Origin of the sequence: Halomicrococcus gelatinilyticus (genome assembly GCA_024227995.1) — an archaeon.
In the GTDB taxonomy this organism is placed as follows: Archaea; Halobacteriota; Halobacteria; order Halobacteriales; family Haladaptataceae; genus Halomicrococcus; species Halomicrococcus gelatinilyticus.
Map to the genome: position 1 here is coordinate 2,128,045 of CP100465.1, position 17,603 is coordinate 2,145,647.

The 17,603-nt window shown below is 66.3% G+C and carries 16 protein-coding genes and 2 tRNA genes; 12 read left to right on the top strand and 6 right to left on the bottom strand.

The genetic code is table 11. The annotated features are described in order from the left end of the window. Positions 1–209: 209 nt before the first annotated feature. The 4 genes from NKT36_RS11225 to NKT36_RS11235 all read left to right on the top strand — a co-directional run bounded on the left by NKT36_RS11225 (position 210) and on the right by NKT36_RS11235 (position 3,199). On the top strand, positions 210–425 hold the full coding sequence (locus tag NKT36_RS11225) for a hypothetical protein (protein ID WP_327051136.1): 216 nt from the start codon (positions 210–212) through the stop codon (positions 423–425). Positions 426–1,564: 1,139 nt separating this feature from the next. After that, positions 1,565–2,497, top strand: a complete 933-nt coding sequence (locus NKT36_RS19255) for a sialate O-acetylesterase (protein ID WP_407652173.1) — start codon at positions 1,565–1,567, stop codon at positions 2,495–2,497. A gap of 25 nt (positions 2,498–2,522) precedes the next feature. Beyond that, positions 2,523–2,738, top strand: coding sequence for a hypothetical protein (locus NKT36_RS11230; protein ID WP_327051137.1), 216 nt, complete (start codon positions 2,523–2,525; stop codon positions 2,736–2,738). An 11-nt stretch (positions 2,739–2,749) separates the two neighbouring features. Continuing rightward, complete coding sequence (locus NKT36_RS11235) at positions 2,750–3,199, top strand: hypothetical protein (RefSeq protein WP_327051138.1); 450 nt, start codon at positions 2,750–2,752, stop codon at positions 3,197–3,199. 434 nt (positions 3,200–3,633) lie between these two features. Here NKT36_RS11235 and NKT36_RS11240 read toward each other — a convergent pair whose 3' ends face one another. Continuing rightward, the gene (locus NKT36_RS11240; protein WP_327051139.1) at positions 3,634–4,521 is read right to left on the bottom strand and encodes a DUF7351 domain-containing protein; all 888 of its coding nucleotides are present in this window, start codon (positions 4,519–4,521) and stop codon (positions 3,634–3,636) included. Positions 4,522–4,628: 107 nt separating this feature from the next. Between NKT36_RS11240 and NKT36_RS11245 the strand changes: the two genes are divergently transcribed. From NKT36_RS11245 to gdhB, 4 genes are all read left to right on the top strand, one after another. Further along, the gene (locus NKT36_RS11245) at positions 4,629–6,224 is read left to right on the top strand and encodes a S41 family peptidase (RefSeq protein ID WP_327051140.1); all 1,596 of its coding nucleotides are present in this window, start codon (positions 4,629–4,631) and stop codon (positions 6,222–6,224) included. Positions 6,225–6,273: 49 nt separating this feature from the next. Beyond that, on the top strand, positions 6,274–9,144 hold the full coding sequence (locus NKT36_RS11250; RefSeq protein WP_327051141.1) for a bacterio-opsin activator domain-containing protein: 2,871 nt from the start codon (positions 6,274–6,276) through the stop codon (positions 9,142–9,144). A gap of 129 nt (positions 9,145–9,273) precedes the next feature. Next, positions 9,274–9,417 carry a rubrerythrin-like domain-containing protein gene (locus tag NKT36_RS11255; RefSeq protein WP_327051142.1) on the top strand — a complete coding sequence of 48 codons (144 nt, stop codon included), beginning with the start codon at positions 9,274–9,276 and terminating at the stop codon, positions 9,415–9,417. A gap of 9 nt (positions 9,418–9,426) precedes the next feature. After that, positions 9,427–10,707 (top strand): glutamate dehydrogenase GdhB, encoded by a 1,281-nt coding sequence (gene gdhB / locus NKT36_RS11260; protein WP_327051143.1) that lies wholly within the window; start codon positions 9,427–9,429, stop codon positions 10,705–10,707. Positions 10,708–10,806: 99 nt separating this feature from the next. Here gdhB and NKT36_RS11265 read toward each other — a convergent pair whose 3' ends face one another. Further along, the gene (locus NKT36_RS11265) at positions 10,807–12,300 is read right to left on the bottom strand and encodes a S8 family peptidase (protein WP_327051144.1); all 1,494 of its coding nucleotides are present in this window, start codon (positions 12,298–12,300) and stop codon (positions 10,807–10,809) included. A 235-nt stretch (positions 12,301–12,535) separates the two neighbouring features. On the opposite strand from NKT36_RS11265, the gene NKT36_RS11270 reads away from it, so the two are divergent. Continuing rightward, positions 12,536–12,609: transfer RNA gene (locus tag NKT36_RS11270), tRNA-Val, on the top strand. Between the two features lie 530 nt (positions 12,610–13,139). Here the strand turns inward: NKT36_RS11270 and NKT36_RS11275 are convergent. Continuing rightward, positions 13,140–13,406, bottom strand: coding sequence for a hypothetical protein (locus NKT36_RS11275; RefSeq protein ID WP_327051145.1), 267 nt, complete (start codon positions 13,404–13,406; stop codon positions 13,140–13,142). A 545-nt stretch (positions 13,407–13,951) separates the two neighbouring features. Between NKT36_RS11275 and NKT36_RS11280 the strand changes: the two genes are divergently transcribed. Next, positions 13,952–14,308 (top strand): DUF7344 domain-containing protein, encoded by a 357-nt coding sequence (locus NKT36_RS11280; protein WP_327051146.1) that lies wholly within the window; start codon positions 13,952–13,954, stop codon positions 14,306–14,308. Between the two features lies 1 nt (position 14,309). Here NKT36_RS11280 and NKT36_RS11285 read toward each other — a convergent pair whose 3' ends face one another. Next, positions 14,310–14,420 (bottom strand): zinc-ribbon domain-containing protein, encoded by a 111-nt coding sequence (locus tag NKT36_RS11285; RefSeq protein ID WP_327051147.1) that lies wholly within the window; start codon positions 14,418–14,420, stop codon positions 14,310–14,312. Between the two features lie 110 nt (positions 14,421–14,530). Between NKT36_RS11285 and NKT36_RS11290 the strand changes: the two genes are divergently transcribed. Beyond that, a tRNA-Phe gene (locus NKT36_RS11290) sits at positions 14,531–14,604 on the top strand. A gap of 649 nt (positions 14,605–15,253) precedes the next feature. Further along, a complete protein-coding gene (locus NKT36_RS11295; protein WP_327051148.1) occupies positions 15,254–15,748 on the top strand; it encodes a hypothetical protein in 495 nt (164 codons plus the stop codon). A 170-nt stretch (positions 15,749–15,918) separates the two neighbouring features. On the opposite strand, the gene NKT36_RS11300 is transcribed toward NKT36_RS11295, so the two are convergent. Next, positions 15,919–16,215, bottom strand: coding sequence for an SH3 domain-containing protein (locus NKT36_RS11300; protein ID WP_327051149.1), 297 nt, complete (start codon positions 16,213–16,215; stop codon positions 15,919–15,921). A 98-nt stretch (positions 16,216–16,313) separates the two neighbouring features. After that, positions 16,314–17,561, bottom strand: a complete 1,248-nt coding sequence (locus tag NKT36_RS11305; protein ID WP_327051150.1) for a hypothetical protein — start codon at positions 17,559–17,561, stop codon at positions 16,314–16,316. Positions 17,562–17,603 lie beyond the last annotated feature (42 nt).

Below are 17,603 nucleotides of genomic sequence, written 5' to 3' on the forward strand. Positions count from 1 at the left end.
ATTTTGGACTGGTTCGCGGGCAGTTCTCCGTCTGAGCGCCGCCAAGACGTCCCGGCCGGCGCAGCTCCTCTATCACTTTTTCTGCGTGATTTGGTGTGCCGACGCGGAGACCCGCCTTGCCTTAAATTTCTGGAAAAGGATACCGTCAGTAACTCGCGCCTATCGCCTCACTAAGAATTAAGTCACGGCGGGTGGCCCGCACAAGCGCCATGTTCCGCAAACTCCGCGACCACGACGGGACGCCACTCGTTGCGCTCGACAAAGACGAGCTCCGCATCGACAACGTCCTCTCCGACGACGGTGAGATCCCCGACGACCAACAGATGCACGTCCAGCGGCTCGGCGAGGGCGCGGATCTCGTCCGCTCTGTCACCGAGGACCAGATGCGCCCACTCTCGGAGGTGATGGAAATTCCCGGCTTGTGAGTGTCAGACCCTGTTGAAACGCAGAGAGACTGATAGGATTCTCGTTCTGAATACAGAGAACTTATCGAACGGGGTGGTATTCGGCTCTATAGAGGAAATTTCTAATCGTGGTGTGCTTGGGTAATATCGATACCATCGTTTTTGAGATACACGTACACGCTGTATCCCCGACAGCATGTTTCGATTTCTTCCTCGAGAGAGTCATTCGCAGTACTGACGGTGAGTAAGTATCGCGAATCGTTTGAGAATACCCCGTGCGTAGCAATCCTCTCATCGGCAGCAAAGGTGAATGACCCTTCCAAGATAGGCTGCTGCGATTTGGGGTTCGATAACGAAAGATCGACGTTACTCGGTGTTGATTTAGAGTTCTCTACTACAAAGGTGCTACTGTACGACTCTAATGCGTCAAGAGTGAAGATTCCGATAGCGCTGACACCAATGGCTCCCCCGATGAGTGCCCGCCTACTGACATTCATAGAGGAAATCATATCCGAGTTGGTGAATAGTTTCTGTCTGCTCAAATCGTGCCCTGTATGCGGCTCGACGTCTGAAACCGCTCATCGTTTGCGGGCTTCGACAGAGCTGAGTGTCGATGAATCAGCCCTGAACCGCAACCACCAGGGGTTGCAGAACGAGAGAAATGAATCCCCGAAATTGCACACATCATCCGCGCCCACCGTGTGCACATTGACTCGCGCTCGACCGTGATCGAGCTGGCCGAGTTCTACCTGCAGATGCGCGGGGGACCGCGGCCGTCCCGAACGGGGCCTTCGAGGAGTTGATGACGACCGCCGAGCGCCAGAGGGGCGTCACACCAGAGGAGATCGCCGAGATACTCGACACAGACGCGATACCAGTGCAGGCGGGGACGCGATGGTCTGTCGGAGACGAATAGTTGTTTTCGCTTCGGTCACGGTCGCGATTGTTCTCCGATATGGTTCCGGTTTACGTCAGGATAAGACGTATTCTGAATACTTACAACTGCAACGGTTCAATCAGCCAATCTACGTCGAGTAGAACGTCGTTGAAATGGAGGATACTCCGAGAATAACCGATCTGCAGAGCCACAAACGGGTTCATATCTACTATAATACAACCCAAGAAGTATACCCTATATCTGAGAATATATGGGTGTCCAAATGGTGACCTCGAGACGAAGATTCCTATCTGCCGCTGGCACCATCGCACTCGCTGGGTGCACGGCTCCAAAACAGCAGGACCAACAACACCCTGGGAAGGACTACGTCTCACTTCAAACCGAGCCCTCGCTAGAAACCCTCAAACGGAAGAAAAAACCTACTATCGACCTTTTCATTGTTGGTGGACAGTCCAACGCAGTTGGGAAAGGGAACAGATCAAACAGCCCAAACCTGTCAGCGGAGACTGCCATCAAGATTGATCCCAGGGCGTCTGGAGACGCCCGACTAAAGCCTCTCCGCGATCCGATTCGAATGCTGGGACAGAAATCGTCTACCGGTAGTGCATGGCCCTCGTTCGCAAAAACATACACTACATTAACCGATAGACACGTCGCAATCATCGGTGCCGCTAAGGGGGGAACAGCGCAGCACGCCGACGCCGATCTCGGATACGGTAACTGGGATACTGGGGGCCTCACAAATGCACTGATTGATAGGACGGGTATCGCACTTGATGCACTACAGGACTCTGGATTTCGTCCCCAGATTCAGGGCGTACTATGGCACCAAGGAGAAAGGGACGCCCAGGCCATCAACAACGGTAAAATAAGCCAAGAAGACTACTTGACAGCTCTCCAAACTATGGTCAAAACACTCCAGTCTCGTCTGGGATCACACATGCCGTTTTGGCTATTCCAAGTTGGGAAACCAGCCTCAGACAGTAACATATCTGCGACCGGCTTCCAAAAAGTTGCATCGGCGCAAGCCCAAGCTGCTAATGACGACTCGGAAATCTATCTCGCATCGACTCGACAGCAAAAATACTCCAACGCTGGATTGCAAACCGACTCACTCCATTACAATCAATTTGCGCTGAATATCATGGGCCGTGTAGGAGCGATCACCGTGACGTCTGTATTACACGACAACTGACGCCGAATCGAACACTGGACAGACCATGCTCGAACTGACGCAGCTCGACGCCGGCCGAGCGAAGACGATTCTCGACTTTCTCCGGGAGTACCGCTACGCGTCGAAGGAGCACGTCACGCTCTTGCTCATGTGGCGAACGTCGGCCCGACGCGGTGGCATTCGCGCGCTCGACCTGGAGGACTTCGACGCCGACGACCGAGCGGTGTGTTTCCGTCATCGGTCGGGCGAAGGAACCCGCTGAAGAACGAGAACGTGGGCGAACGCGACGTTTCGCTTGAGCCCCACGTTGCGAACGTCGTCGAGGACTACATTCGTGGGCCGAACCGGCACGACGTTACCGACGAGTATGGGCGGAAGCCATTGATTACGACGCAGTACGGCCGTCCGTCGCTGACGACGATTCAGAACTGGATCTACCGAATCACGCGGCCGTGCGAGATGGGCGAGGCGTGCCCGCACGACGAGGACCCGACGACCTGCGAGGCGGCAGGCAACGACGGAGCGAGCAAGTGCCCGTCGTCGCTGTCTCCGCACCCGGTTCGGACCGGCTCGATCACGGCCCTCCGTGATGCCGGGACGCCCCGGCAGGTCGTGAGCGACCGTGGCGACGTGAGCGAGAAGATTCTGGAGAAGCACTACGACAAGGCATCGAAGCGCCAACGGATGCGCCGTCGGCGCGACCACATCCCGGAGGAACTCTAACCATGACGCCGAAACACGCGAATTCCCGAGTTACGACCGCATCACACGGCCGAAATACATACCCCGCGTTGGCCCACCTCCATCCCTGTCGGCTCTTGGCCGACGGGGAACTGGGGCCGCAACTCCCCAGCCCCCTAATTTCGCGGCTTCAACGCTTCTCCAGCGACTGCTGTCGTCTCGAACCCGGACGAAGGACGCTACCGAGCGACCGCTCCAGTCGCGAGCGCGCCGCTACCGCGCTCCCGGAGGGAGAGTCCGAAGACGACCCGGACGCGGCCGTAGCACAGCATCGGCATCTCCTGCCCCAGCGTCGGAGCAAGGGGTCGAACTCGCGTAGATCGATAATCACACCAGGCGTTCTACGAACCTGGCCGTCGGGCACGGACGACGTCCGCTCACGGACGCGGGACCGGCGACGTCGCCGACGCTCCGCGTCACCGACGTTCCGGGCCATCAGCGCCCTCCGCTAGCTGGTCGACGCCGACCACGGACCCCTCCCGGTCGACGGTGACCTGGAGCGGGTCGTCGGCCACGTCCGTGCCGACGGCGACCCGAAGACGGAGTGGGTCCTCCGAGACGACCGTCTCGGCGCCGGCCTGCCGGAACGGCAGCGTCCAGGGAACCCGCCGCCGCACGTCGACGCCGCGGTCGGCGAGGAAGCAGGCGACCGTCGGGTGGGTGGCCACGCAGCTTCCGACGGTGGCCATGAACCGGCTGCCGCAGCCGTCGCAGGGCGCCCGGTAGACGTAGCAGTCGCCGCGGTCGAGCCACTCGATCTCACCCTCCCGCCGCCGGTGGCACTTCGGACACACTCCGGAGACGCCGGGTTCGGTCGCCTGCGTGTTGACGAGGCCGAGCGTGGCCGCAGCCTCCTCGGGGGACTGGTCGGCGACGACGTCCGCGTGCCCGAAGATACCCTCGTTGACGGTGTGGCCCGCCCGACAGACCACCCGGAGCGAGTTCTCCTCGGACTCGACGCGGAGCGACCCGCCGCACTCGTGGCACGTTCCGGGCAACTCGATGCCGTCGACGGTGGTGTCCGGGTCGTAGAGGCCGGCGGTCATCGGCGCGAGGACGCGGAAGCCGTACCGCGAGAGCCGGTAGCCGTCGTCGGTCTTCGCGACGACCGTGCCAACGAGCCTCCCGAGGTGGTAGTTGAACCGGCCGGTGTCCTCGATGCCCGCGGCCTCTTTGAGTTCGGTGAACGAGTGGTGGGGGTCGTCCGACTCCCGTCGCGCGGACAGCAGCGCCCGGAGGATGGCCATCCGGGCCTCCTGGCCGACGAGTTCGAACAGGTCGGTCGACGGGGACGCGTCGCTCATGCGCCCCACTCTCTCCCGGGTCGGTGAAACCGTTTCGGTGGTGTCGGATTTCTTTAAGAAACGCGCTTCTCAAATCGCTTATCGGAGCGCGGGACCAGGGACGTGATATGACCGAAAACGTTCGACAGGACGATAGTTCTCTGGAGCGGTTCGACCGCGACGCGCTCGCCGAGGACGCCAGGGAGCTCGTCGCGGCCATCGAGGAGATACATCCCGACCCCTACGTCGGCTACGACGGCCGGGTCGCCCTGCACGCTCGACTCGAACGGCTCGTGCGGGAGCTGCCGGAGTCCGCGACCACCGAGGAGTTCTACCGCCGCGCCGCGCCACTGGTCGCCGGTCTGCAGGACGCCCACTCCCTCCTCAAGGCCCCGGAGCGGACGGACGACGGCGCGGGCGACCGCACGCTACCGGTCGAGTTCAGGGTGGTCGGCGACCGTCTCTACGTCGAATCGGTGGCCGACGACGCGCTCGCGGACCTCGTCGGCGCGCGCCTGCTCGCCGTCGCGGGCGAGTCGGTCGCGACGCTCGTCGACCGCGGCGCGTCGTTGCGCGGTGCCGAGAACGGGTACATGGAGCGCTACTTCGCTGCCGGCATGATCGAGCACCACCGCCGGCTGGCGCGCCTCCTCGACCGCCCGGAGCCGCCGGCGGAGCCGACGCTGCGGTTCGAGACGGCGGACGGTGAGCGGTCGGTCGCGATGACGCCGGTCGCCCACGACCGCGAACCGACACACGACCTCGGCGCGACGTTCCCCCACCCGACCGGGTCCGGGCCGCGCTATCGGCTGTACGAGGGCGGCGACGCCGCGGTGTTCGTTCCCGGCGACCTGCAGGGCTACCGCGAGAGCTTCGAGGTGGCGATGGCTCGCGGGGCGACGACCGCCGACGAACTCGCGCCGGCCGCCTACGAGCGGCACGTCGGCGGCGACCCGCCCGACGACCTGGACGCGATGGTGGCGGCGCTGCCGTCGATGGCCGAGACGCTGGCCGACCTGGCCGACGCGATGGCCGCCGCGGACACGGACACGCTGGTCGTCGACCTCCGCGACAATCCTGGTGGCGACTCGCAGTTCGTCTTCCACCTGGCCTACGTGCTCGCCGGCTGGGACGCCGTCGCCGACACGGTGGCGGGCGTCCGGTCGCTCAAGCGCCGGACCGACCGCCATCGGGAGCGCTACGGGACCGGCGAGGCAGGCCTCGGCACTGCTGCCGACAGCCCGGTCGACTACGACTTCAGCGACTTCCTCGACGACGGTGGCGGGACCGCAGAGCGGCTCAGGGACGGGCTCACGCAGTCGGACACCTTCGCGCGGTTCGTCGAGGACGGGAGCTACGAGGGCGCGTACGCACCCGAACGCATCGTCGTCGCGGTCTCGACGGGCACGCTGAGCTCCGGTTTCGCGGGAGCGGCACAGCTCACCAGCCTCGGGGCAGAGGTCGTCGGCGTCCCCTCCGGCCAGGCGCCGAAGTCGTTCGGCGAGGCGGTCGAGGTGACGCTGCCGAACACTGGCCTGACCGCCAACGTCGCGGGCGCGATGTACCACTGGACGCCCGACCCCGACGCGGCCGTCCTCGAACCGGACCGCGAGCTGACGCCGGCCGCGTTCGAGGCGTACGACCGCGCGGGCGACGCCGGCCTCCGGCTCGCGTTCGACCACGCCGGGGTCACGGACGGCGACCCGCCGGAAACGGTCGAGTAGCCGCGGTCGAACACGAGCTTTAACCGCCAGCCCCACCGAACCCCGGACCATGGCAGCGACACGACGCGCCGCGGACCCGCCGGAGTCGATATCGGTTCTCGTCGCGGGCCGGGCCGACTGGCGCGACGACGTCGTCGCGACCGTCCGGGAGGACGGGGAGCTGCTCGCGACGACGGCGACGCAGGGTCGCGACGGCTACGAGTGGCTCGCGACACAGCCAGGCGAGGTCGACTGCGTGGTCTGTCCCGACGACCTGCCCGACATGACCGGCGTGCGGTTCGTCGAGACGGTCCGCGCGGTCGCCCCGGACGTGCCGGTCGTCCTCGTCGCCGGCGACGGGAGCGAGGACCTCGCGCGACGCGCCATCGCCGCCGACGTCACGGAGTACGTCGTCGACGACGGCCGCACCTCGCTGGCGGCCGACGTGGCGCGTCACGTCAGGCAGGCGGCGGCCGACTACCGGGCGACGCGGACGCGTCGTCGGCGAGCGCGGCAGTTCGACGCCGTGTTCGACGACCCCGGAACCTTCACCTGGGTGGTCGCGCCGGACGGCCGTCTCCGGCGCGCGAACCGGACCGCGGTCGCCCACGTCGACGCGGCCCGGGCGGACCTGGTCGAGGAACCGTTCGCCGCGACGCCGTGGTGGGGCCCGTCGACGCGCGACGACGTCCGGACGGCGCTACGGACGGCGGTCGACGGCGAGGTGACGCGGTTCGAGACCGAACTGGCCGACGAGGGCCCGACGCTCGACCTGTCGTTCCGGCCCGTGCGCGGCCCCGACGGGACAGTCGCCAGCGTGGTCGTCGAGGGCGTCGACGTCACCGAACGGGCCGACCTCGAACGCGAGCTCCGCGAGTCCGAGGAGCTCCACCGCGTCACGCTGAACAACATGACCGACACGGTGCTCGTCACCGACGACGACGGCGAGTTCACCTACATCTGTCCGAACGTCCACTTCATCTTCGGCTACTCCGTCGAGGAGATCGAGGAACTCGGGTCCATCGACGCACTGCTCGGCGAGGACCTGTACGACCCCGAGCGACTGGAATCGGAGGGCGTCCTGACGAACGTCGAGTGCACGGCGACCGACAAGGCGGGCCGGGAACACACGCTGCTCGTCAACGTCCGGCAGGTGTCGATACAGGGCGGGACGACGCTGTACAGCTGTCGCGACATCACGAAGCGCAAGGAGCGCGAGCGGGCGCTGACGGCGCTCCACGGGACGTCCAGGGAGCTGCTGTACGCCGAGACGGAGCGTGAGATCGCCGACCGCGTCATCGAGGACGCGGCCGACGTCCTCGACGTCGACGGTGCCGCCATCTACCTGTTCGACCGCGACCGCAACGAGCTCTGGCCGGCCGCCAGCACCGACAGCCTGGCGTCGCTGTACGGACCGCTCCCACGGTTCGGCCTCGACGAGACGAGCCTCACAGCGCGGACGTTCGTCGAGCAGGAGACCAGCGCGGTCGACGACGTCCGGACGGTCGAGGCGTTCCGGGGGCCGGCGGCGGACGTCCGGAGCGCGATGTTCATCCCGCTCGCCGACCACGGCGTCTTCGTGGCCGTCGCCCGCGAGCGCGGCGCGTTCGACGACGTGACGCGCGAGGTCGTCGACCTCCTGGCGGCGACGGTGGAGGCCGGCCTCGACCGGGTCGAGCGCGAGGAGGAACTGCGCGAGCAGGAGCGGACGCTCCAGGACCGCAACCGCCAGCTCACTCGCCTCAACCGGACGAACGAGATCATCCGCGAGATCGACCAGGCGCTCGTCACCGCCGACTCCCGGGAGGCGATCGAACGCGCCGTCTGCGACCGCCTGACCGCGAGCGACCGCTTCGCGTTCGCGTGGGTCGGCGAGGTGTCGCCCGGTGCGTCGACGCTGCAACCGCGCGCCTGGGCCGGCGCGGACCGCGGCTATCTCGACGGCGTCGACCTGGGGCTCGACGACCCCGCGACGCCCGCCGCGAAGACGGCCGAGAGCGAGACGGTGACGGCCGTCGACAACGTCGCGGACGACCCGCAGGTGGCTCCCTGGCGGACCGCGGCGCTGTCGCACGGCTACCAGTCGGTCATCAGCGTGCCCCTGACGCACGACGGCGTCACCTACGGGACGCTGTCGGTGTACGCCGACCGGGCGGACGAGTTCGACGAGCGGGCGCGCACCGTCCTCGGCGAACTCGGCGTGACAATCGCGTCCGCCATCCGCTCGGTCGAGCGCAAGCAGGCACTGTTCAGCGACACCGTGACCGAACTCGACTACCGCATCACGGACTCGAACTGCGTCCTGTACGCGCTCGCGCGGCGGACCGACTGCTCGGTCGACCTGCAAGGGGGGCTCCGGCAGGCCGACGACGGCGTCCGGGTGCTGGTCGCGGTCGACCGCGACCCCGCGACGGTCGTGTCGGCGGCGGACGACCTGGTCGGCGTCGCGTCGGCGCGCGCTCTCTCGACCGTCGGTGACGGCGGCGTCGTCCAGTTGACCCTGACGCGCCCGTTCCTCGCGACGAAGCTCGCGGACCACGGCGCGACCCTCACGTCGCTCACCGCGGACCCCGACGCGGCGACGGCGACGGTCCGCGTGCCGAACCCGGTCGAGACCCACACCGTCGACGACGTCGTCTCGACCGCGCTCGCGGACTCCGAACTCGTCGCCCAGCGCGAGCGCGACCGACAGGTCGCGACCGCCCGGCAGTTCCGCTCGCGGTTCCTCGACGACGTCACGGAGCGCCAGCTGGAGGTCGTCCAGACGGCCTACTACAGCGGCTACTTCGAGGCGCCGCGGGCGAACAGCGGCGAGGACGTCGCCGCGGCGCTCGACATCTCGCCGGCGGCGTTCTACGACCACCTCCGCAAGGTGCAGCGGACGCTGTTCGAGACCCTGTTCGAGACGGCGGTCGGCACGACAGGGAGGTTCAACAACTAGCCCTCGCTGTTCGGTGGGGGTAGACTATTCAACGGCCAGCTACTTGCTCGGCTCGCAAAAATTGCAGAGCGTGAGCGCGGCGACCAGTCGGCGCCGAACGCGGAGCCAGCCGCCACGGAGGCTACCACGATGAGAGACGTCCAGTACGATTCGACGGCCGAACAGGACTACGAGTGCCCCCGCTGCGGTGACCTCGTCACCGCGCAGTCCCACCCCGGAACGTGCGCAGACTGCGGCATCACGTTCCGCAACCGTGGGACGCCGCTGGAGTGACACCGGCAGATGCAAGCCAACAGGACCACGTCGGACGACCCGACTGAGGAGCCGGAGACGGCGCTCGAGACGGCCCGCAAGCAGCTGCGCGCGGCGGCCGGTCATCTCGACATCGACCCGGACATCGTCGAGCGACTCCGCCACCCGACCCGCGTCCAGCGGGTGACGGTTCCGCTGGAGCGCGACGACGGCTCCGTCGAGGTGTTCGCGGGCTACCGCGCCCAGCACGACGCCGTCCGCGGCCCCTACAAGGGCGGACTCCGGTACCATCCGGGCGTGACGGAGGAGGAGTGCATCGGGCTGTCGATGTGGATGACCTGGAAGTGCGCGGTGATGGACATCCCGTTCGGCGGGGCGAAAGGTGGCGTCGTCGTCAACCCCAAGGAGCTCTCGACGGACGAGAAGGAGCGACTGACGCGTCGGTTCGCCCAGGAGTTGCGCGACATCGTCGGCCCGACGCGCGACATCCCCGCGCCCGACATGGGGACCGACGCGGAGACGATGGCGTGGTTCATGGACGCCTACTCGATGCAGGAGGGCGAGACCCAGCCCGGCGTCGTGACGGGGAAACCCCCGATAGTCGGCGGGAGCTACGGCCGCGAGGAGGCGCCCGGCCGCAGCGTCGCCATCGTCACCCGTGAAGCCTGCGACTACTACGACTACGGCCTCGACGGCACGACCATCGCCGTGCAGGGCTTCGGCAGCGTCGGCGCGAACGCCGCCCGCCTGCTCGACGACTGGGGCGCGACCGTCGTCGCCATCAGCGACGTCAACGGCGCGGCGTACGATCCGGACGGCATCGACACCGACGCCATCCCGTCCCACGAGGAGGAGCCGGAAGCGGTGACGACCTACGCGACGAACACCATCGGCAACGACGAACTGCTGGAGCTGGACGTGGACGTGCTCGTCCCCGCCGCCGTCGGCAACGTCATCACCGCCGAGAACGCTCCCGACGTGCAGGCCGACGTCGTCGTCGAGGGTGCCAACGGCCCCACCACGTCCGCCGGCGACGCCGTGCTCGCGGAGCGCGACGTCCCCGTCATCCCGGACATCCTGGCGAACGCCGGCGGCGTGACGGTGTCGTACTTCGAGTGGCTCCAGGACATCAACCGCCGCAAGTGGCCGAAAGAACGCGTCGACGAGGAACTCGAGTCGGAGATGCTGTCGGCCTGGAACGACGTCCGCGCCGAGTACGACGACCGGGACGTCACCTGGCGCGAGGCGGCCTACGTCGTCGCGCTCTCCCGACTCGCCGAAGCCCACGACGCCCGCGGGCTCTGGCCGTAGTCGAGTCGGTTCGGGTCGCCCCCGTTCGACGCCGGCACCGCCCGCGCGCCGCCTGAAACCTGCCAACGAAGCGACGGAACGAGGCGTTGCTTCGCGTTCCTACTTTCGCTTCTTCGCTTCCTCGACCGCCCCGGGCGCGTAGACGATGCCGGCGCCGAGGTCGGGGTCGCCCTTGCCGTTCGCGTACCGCGCGCTGTTCTCGATGATGCTCTGGACCTGCTTTGCGTTCAGGTCGGGATTTACCTCGCGGACGAGCGCGACGAGGCCGGCGACCTGCGGCGCCGCCATCGACGTGCCGGCGTAGTAGTCGAACGCAGCGCCGTCGTTGAGGTCCGGTGGCACCGTCGACAGCACGAGGTTCGTCGGGTACGGCCACTCGGTGTCGGTGGCGAGCGTCTTCTCCAGCGTCTCGTAGCCGCCGCCGGGGGCGGCCACGTCGACGTCGCTGGTGCCGTAGTTCGAGTAGAACGCGAGTTCGTTGTTCGGCCCCGTCGCGGAGACGCCGATGGACCCCGGGACGCTGTTCGGCAGGGTGTAGTAACCCCCGTGCTGGAGGTCGGCGCTGGCGTTGCCTGCGCTCGTCGTCACCACGGTCCCCCGCTGGACCGCGCTCTGGATGGTCGTCTGGTAGGCGACGTGCTCGCCGTCCCTGTGGGCGCTGCCCTTGATGACCCCGCCGCCGAGGCTCATGTTCGCCGCGTCGACGCCGATCTCGCCCGCGTAGTCGATGGCGTTCAGGATGTCGAAGTCCGTCGTCCACAGCGTCGTCACCGTCACCGACTCCTCCTCGCCGTCACCGTCGACGTCGTACGGATAGCCGTCGTACTCCTTCCAGTAGAACACCCGCAGCGGGACGGCCTCGGCGTCCGGGGCCACGCCCGCGATGCCGAAGTCTTCGCCGACCGCGGTGTCGCCGTTCCGCGCAGTCGCGATGCCCGCACAGTGGCTGCCGTGGGAGTCCACGTCGTCCGCGGCCGCCTGCTCGCGGAGCTTCGGTTCTCCGAGGTAGGTGTACGCAGCGACTTCCTCCGCGTCCGGTTTCAGCCGCGCCTGGATGGTCGCGTCGCCGTCGACGACGGGACTACCGTCCGGACTGCTCGCGCCGTCTGCACGGAACAGCGCGCCCTTCCCGACGCTGTTGCGCAGGTCGGGATGTTCGGTGTCGATGCCGGTGTCGATGATGGCGACCGTTCGTCCCTCGCCGGTCGCGACGTCGTGCGCCTCGAACGCGCCCGTCGTCTCCGCGTGCTTGTCCCACTGGAGGTCGGCGAGTTGCTCGTCTTTCGATTCCGCTGTCGACTGGAGTTCGGGTCCGACCGGCCGATAGCCCTGGTTCGGCGTGACGTCCTTCACGCCGCTGACCCCGCTCACATCGTCGGCGCTTTCGGCCGCGACGAGCGCCACCCGTCCATCCGCGACCGTCGCCTGGACGTCGACGCCCGCCCGTTCGAGTCGTTTCTCGGTTCCCTTGCCTCGGCCAGTTACGACGTACTGGTCCCGGCCGTCCGCCGCGCTGGCGACGCCCATCGTCGTCAGTGCGACGGCACCGGTTGCCATACCTTTCAGGAGGTCTCGCCTGTGAACTTCCGGCATACCACGTAAACATAATTTCTCGTCGATAAATATCTTATTTCAGTGATTATAGAGGAACAGACGGCCGGCACCCGACGTTCCCACCACCGACTGGAGCCGTCGCGGTCGTCCTGTCCCGACACCTTCGCTGGTTCACTGCACAGTGCCGTGACCGGCGAGACCGCCCCGGGACCATCTCGCACGCCCTGGGACAGAAAGTAAACGTTATTCCTGCCGAGCGGGTTCTTGCCAATGCGGGTCCGTGGTCTAGTTGGTTATGACGCGGCCTTTACAAGGCCGAGACCGGTGGTTCGAATCCGCCCGGACCCATCCTGCGACGAACGAACGTGAGGAGCGGATTGCCCTCTCTGGATTCGAATCAGGGAGTGAAGCGTAGCGGAACGACCGTGGTTCGAATCCGCCCGGACCCACTTCTGACGGCGTACCGCAACGAGCGAAGCGAGCGCACGCCGAAGTTGTCGTATGGCGTTCCTTCGGAGATGTAGTGTCCGTATGTCCGCCGTTGTCCTTTAACTCTCGATATACGATTAACCACTCCGGGGATTACTAGCTGATTCTAAGAAAGTGATTTATCGTGGGGGGTGCTATGGCCAACCACAGACGGAGGTGATGGAACGGACGACTCCCAAAGAGACCTCGGACATCACGATCACACCACCATTCCACCCGACTTCGGACGGTCCGCCACTGTCCACCAGAAGTCGGTCGTTGCTGCTCCTGCGACGCTCGACGCGTCACGGGGCCGTCGCGCTGACTGGCGTCCGGGTGAGACGCCGCAGCGCTCGCGTCACGCGTGGCGCGTGGAGCCTTTCCTGCCCCATCCCACCGATTCGTCCCCGTCACTGGCTCGTCGTCCGCCGTTCGACGACCACCTCCTTCGTCTTCTTCGCGTCGATGCCGAACAGGAAGCCGGACACGAACAGCAGTTCGTTCCCGACGTAGTACCGCCGGACGACGTGGTCGACGAGTGGGAGCAGCGGGTCGGGCGTCACCTGGAGGAGCACGAGGACGAGCGCCACGACAGCGGCGACGCCGGCGAACCAGCGGACGACCGTCCCGGAGACGAACCCGACGACGAAGACGACGACGGCGGCGAGGAGGCTCATTGAGGGTAGCATACCGCGAGAACGGGCATCAAGTTGTCGCACGGCGAGGTTCGACGCAACTCGACCGGGCGGTTCGTCGTCCGTCGGCAGAGAACGCCTTCGACGGGGGTCGGTCCGGTGAAAGAACGGCGTCCGCGGTGCGTCGTCGGCGACACGTACCGGCGCGATCGGGCGGCAGCGGACGGCTGGGGTCTGCTCGGTACGAAGCGGTGCTGTCGCGGTTCAGAGGCGGCCTTCGTTGACGCCCCACTCGACGAGGGCGGCGAGTTCGACCACGACGAACAGGACGGCTGCGAGCTTCAGTGCGGTGGACAGTTGCTTGCGCATCGAACCCACGTACGGACGTGGGGTAGTAACCGTTGTCGGATTCGGCGACGCCCGCCGTCGTCTTTCGTCTCTCTACCGCTCCATCGGGAGCGCTTCCCTGGTCTATCGCGTGTTTCCTCCTCCTCGCTCGACAACCGTTGACATACGATGCTCTCCCCCGTCAAAAATATAGAAACACAGACACCTTTGATGGTGCTGGGGCGCGTGGAGGTTTTCAGATGTCCGACTACCGCAATCGCTCCGACCACGACGGACGGGACCGACAGCCGCGGGACCTCGTTAGCTGGATCCTGGCCGACGGCCAGCGGCGCGTCGCGCTCTCGCACCTCCGCGAGCAGGGGCCGACGACACTCGACGACCTCTCCGAGCACCTGGCCGACCGCGCCGGTAGCGAGACCGACGACCACCGACGCGTCCGCACCTCCCTCAGCAACCACCATATCCCGCTGATGCGCCGCGCCGGCCTGGTCGAGTACGACGAGGCGGGCGAGACGCTGGCGATGGGGTCGGTGTCGACCGAGGTCGACGACCTGCTGGCTGTGTCGCTCGACGCGGACGCCCCGGCCGAGGAGTGAGTTAGTCGCGCTCCGGCAGCGCCGCGCCGCAGTCCGGGCACGTCTCGTCCGCGACCGTCACCTGCGCGTCGCACTTCGGACAGAAGTCGAGGTAGCACGCGCGGTCGCCCATGTCCCCGTGTGCCACGCGGGCAGACAAAGTGTTTGCGACGCTGACTGACGCCTGACTCCGTCGCCGTACTTCGAAATCCTTTTTTGTACCATCCTCCTCGTTCCAGATGCGCCGCCTTAGCTCAGACTGGGAGAGCACTCGACTGAAGATCGAGCTGTCCCCGGTTCAAATCCGGGAGGCGGCACTTCTTGGATTTCGACACCGCCAGCGAGGCGTTTCATCACCGAGCGATGTGCGTCGAAATCCAGAATGTATCCCGACCGGTTTGAACCCTACCAGAGGCAGCCCGCGCAGCGAAGCGAGCAGGACCCTCTGGTTCCGGTTCAAATCCGGGAGGCGGCATTTTCCTGCGAACAACGTGAGCCGTGAAAATGCTCACAACCGTGATTTGAATCCTGGAAGTCGCAACCGAGGGCGGCATCAAGCGCAGCATGTCCGGCTCGCTTGGCGAGGCCCGCGTGCAGGTGATGGCATTACCACGACGCAACCTCGATTAGTGAGGCAACCGGCCGGGAAACAGCGGGATACTTCGATCAGTGTGGTTCCTGGTTGGCGGGGCGAATGAGATGTGAAAGCAGTGGTGTCGTAGGGTTCGACGCCCTGTGAACGCGTCCGATAACGGTCTGTTGAATCGGCCGTAGTTTCGGGTGAGACACCCGAACGGATGCAAACGGTCACTCCGGGGTTCCGAACGGGAGTAAACGGTAGCCCGGGTATTTACTGGCGCGACTGGATGAGCAGCATGGCCTACGAGGCGACGCGCAGCCGAATTCCCGTCCTCGTAGGCGAACGCCCAGAGAACGATGTCACAGCAACAGCTACCGCAACAGCAAGTGGGACAGCCAACGAAACAGCAGGGCCAGTCGACCCAGCAACAGACGGGACAGCAGTACCAGCAGCAGCCCCAGTCGTTCGACCAGGCAGTCCCGCAGCAGGTCTCGCAGGCGATCTACCAGCTCGAACAGCTCGAAACGAACGCCGAATGGGCGCACGGACAGGCGATGAAGGCCGGCGACCGGTTCACCTCCGGGAAGCTGGCGGACGTCACCCAGATCGTCCACCTCCAGAAGACCCTCCTCCTGCGGGAGTCCGACCTGGCACAGACGGTCAGCCTGTGCACCCAGCAGGCGCTCCAGCAGAGCACCCAGCAGCTCCACCAGTCCCAGATTCCGGGCGTCCAGCAGGTCGTCCAGCAGGTCCAGCAGGTCTCCCAGACGATAACGCAGGCGAGTTCGCAGGTCGGACAGCAGCGCCAGTCACAACAGATGGGTGGGCAGGGCGGCGGCCAGACTCCGTCGTCGCGGTCCGGTGGTCAGTCCTTCTACTGACCGCGTAGCGACCCGCCGCCAATTCTTTCCGGCGATCGACAGATGCTGCTCACCGGTGGATTTCGAATCCTGGAAGTCACGCACCAGGCGACGCGATTCCTCACCGACCGTCGTCCGACGTCGAGCGAAGGTTCTCCGACGGCACCCATCCCGTCTCCCCGGTCGGTTTCTCACACCACTCCCAGCCGGCGATGCGACGTGGGATACGACCGTCTCACCGCGCTCGCGGTGAGCTCCCTCGCCACGTAACCCTTTAGCGCGACCCACCGCTCGCCCGTCCGTTCGACGTACGCCTCCGGTATCCATCCTTCTCGCCCGGCGGTGTCGACGCACCACAACCACCCGTCCCACTCCGTCGGCCGCTCTTCGACCACGAGTTCGTCCCCTTCCACCAGCCGTATCGGGTCCGGATACGCCGACGTGTACGCTTCGCTGACTCGACGGCGGTCCGACGTAGTTGAGTCCATGCGTGTCGGCAGTACTCACCGAGTCCCGTGAAAATCCTGCGGTCCGTGTTAACGGCTGTACGTCACAACTATCGAATGCGAGGTGCGGCCGCCGCTTCCTACGGCGTGTCGTGGAACAGCGCGAGGTGGCGGAGTATCGTCCGGCTCTCCAGACCGCCCGCGAGCGCGCCGGTGAGCACGCCGACGGTGCTGATGAACGCGCCGGTCCGGACGAGGTCGGCGATCCCGACCGCAGGCTCCTCGAGGCTGGGCCAGTTCGACATCAGGTTCTGCGGGAAGACCAACAGCTCTATCGTCAGGATGATCGCCCCGACGAGCGCGAACAGGCCGACCATCGCGAACAGGAGGACGAGGAAGACGGTGACGTTCACGAGCGCCGTGTGCTCCGTGATGACGCGGTGGCGTTCGCGCGGAAACGAGAGGTTCTGGACGAACAGGAGGTACAGCGCGGCGAACACGACGCTCGCGACTGCGAAGGCCGCCGCGGTGGCGTCGGTCATGTTGAACCCGACGTCCCAGGACTCGGCGCTGAAGACGATGACGAGCGTCGGCGTCACGGCGGCCGTCGCCAGTTTCGGTAGCGACAGCGGGAGCAACGGCGCTCGACTGTCGACGAGCGCCCGCAGTATCTGTCCCGGATTCCGTGCGGCGCTGACGGCGTAGAACCCGAGTCGACGCAGCGGACCGCGGGTGGGGACCTCCTCCTCTGGGACCCTGTCCCTGATGCGGTACAGGTACCGCTCGACCGTCGCGTCGAACGCCGGGACGCCCCGTCGGTCCGGGTCGAACCGGAACGGCGCCATGACGCCGCCGCCGTCTCGATGGCGGGCGCCCAGGACGTGACCGACGAGGTGGAGCAGCAGCGTCGCGGCGTTCCAGCGGACCGGCGGCGAGTCGAGCGGGCGGGCCGGCCCCTTGCGGGTCGCCCGCTGCAGAATCTCGGTCGAGACGACGGCGATGCGGCCGAGCGGCGACGCGAGCCCCGGGACGAACCGCTGTCGGTTCGACAGGAGCGGGACGTCGGTGACGACGACGGTCAGGTCGTACGGCCCCTCGACCATCCGGTGGGTCGCGCGGTCGAGGAACTCCGAAGGCCGCCGGGTGTCGTTGTCGGAGAGACGGGCGAGCTCTTCCGTGTGGAATCGCCACTCCGTGTCCGTGGCCGTCTCGAGTTCGTCGACCGCGTCGGTGGCCATCCGCCCGGTGAACGAGCGGAGGTCGTCGGTGTCGGCCTCGGGTGAGTGGGCGATGAGCACGCCCACGTCGACGTGTTCGCCTGCCGTCGCTCCGCCGTCGGTCGTCGCCGCGTCGGCGTCCTCTCCTGGCGGTGGCTCGGGAGAGTCCATGACGACGGACGTTCGTCGTCGCGTCGGATAAACCCGGCACTG

Excerpts from the sequence above, each read along its gene's own strand:
- NKT36_RS11225 (WP_327051136.1), top strand. The coding sequence starts at position 210 with ATGTTCCGCAAACTCCGCGACCACGACGGGACGCCACTCGTTGCGCTC.
- NKT36_RS19255 (WP_407652173.1), top strand. The coding sequence starts at position 1,565 with ATGGTGACCTCGAGACGAAGATTCCTATCTGCCGCTGGCACCATCGCA.
- NKT36_RS11230 (WP_327051137.1), top strand. The coding sequence starts at position 2,523 with ATGCTCGAACTGACGCAGCTCGACGCCGGCCGAGCGAAGACGATTCTC.
- NKT36_RS11240 (WP_327051139.1), bottom strand. The coding sequence starts at position 4,521 with ATGAGCGACGCGTCCCCGTCGACCGACCTGTTCGAACTCGTCGGCCAG.
- NKT36_RS11245 (WP_327051140.1), top strand. The coding sequence starts at position 4,629 with ATGACCGAAAACGTTCGACAGGACGATAGTTCTCTGGAGCGGTTCGAC.
- NKT36_RS11250 (WP_327051141.1), top strand. The coding sequence starts at position 6,274 with ATGGCAGCGACACGACGCGCCGCGGACCCGCCGGAGTCGATATCGGTT.
- NKT36_RS11255 (WP_327051142.1), top strand. The coding sequence starts at position 9,274 with ATGAGAGACGTCCAGTACGATTCGACGGCCGAACAGGACTACGAGTGC.
- gdhB (WP_327051143.1), top strand. The coding sequence starts at position 9,427 with ATGCAAGCCAACAGGACCACGTCGGACGACCCGACTGAGGAGCCGGAG.
- NKT36_RS11265 (WP_327051144.1), bottom strand. The coding sequence starts at position 12,300 with ATGCCGGAAGTTCACAGGCGAGACCTCCTGAAAGGTATGGCAACCGGT.
- NKT36_RS11275 (WP_327051145.1), bottom strand. The coding sequence starts at position 13,406 with ATGAGCCTCCTCGCCGCCGTCGTCGTCTTCGTCGTCGGGTTCGTCTCC.
- NKT36_RS11280 (WP_327051146.1), top strand. The coding sequence starts at position 13,952 with ATGTCCGACTACCGCAATCGCTCCGACCACGACGGACGGGACCGACAG.
- NKT36_RS11285 (WP_327051147.1), bottom strand. The coding sequence starts at position 14,420 with ATGGGCGACCGCGCGTGCTACCTCGACTTCTGTCCGAAGTGCGACGCG.
- NKT36_RS11300 (WP_327051149.1), bottom strand. The coding sequence starts at position 16,215 with ATGGACTCAACTACGTCGGACCGCCGTCGAGTCAGCGAAGCGTACACG.
- NKT36_RS11305 (WP_327051150.1), bottom strand. The coding sequence starts at position 17,561 with ATGGACTCTCCCGAGCCACCGCCAGGAGAGGACGCCGACGCGGCGACG.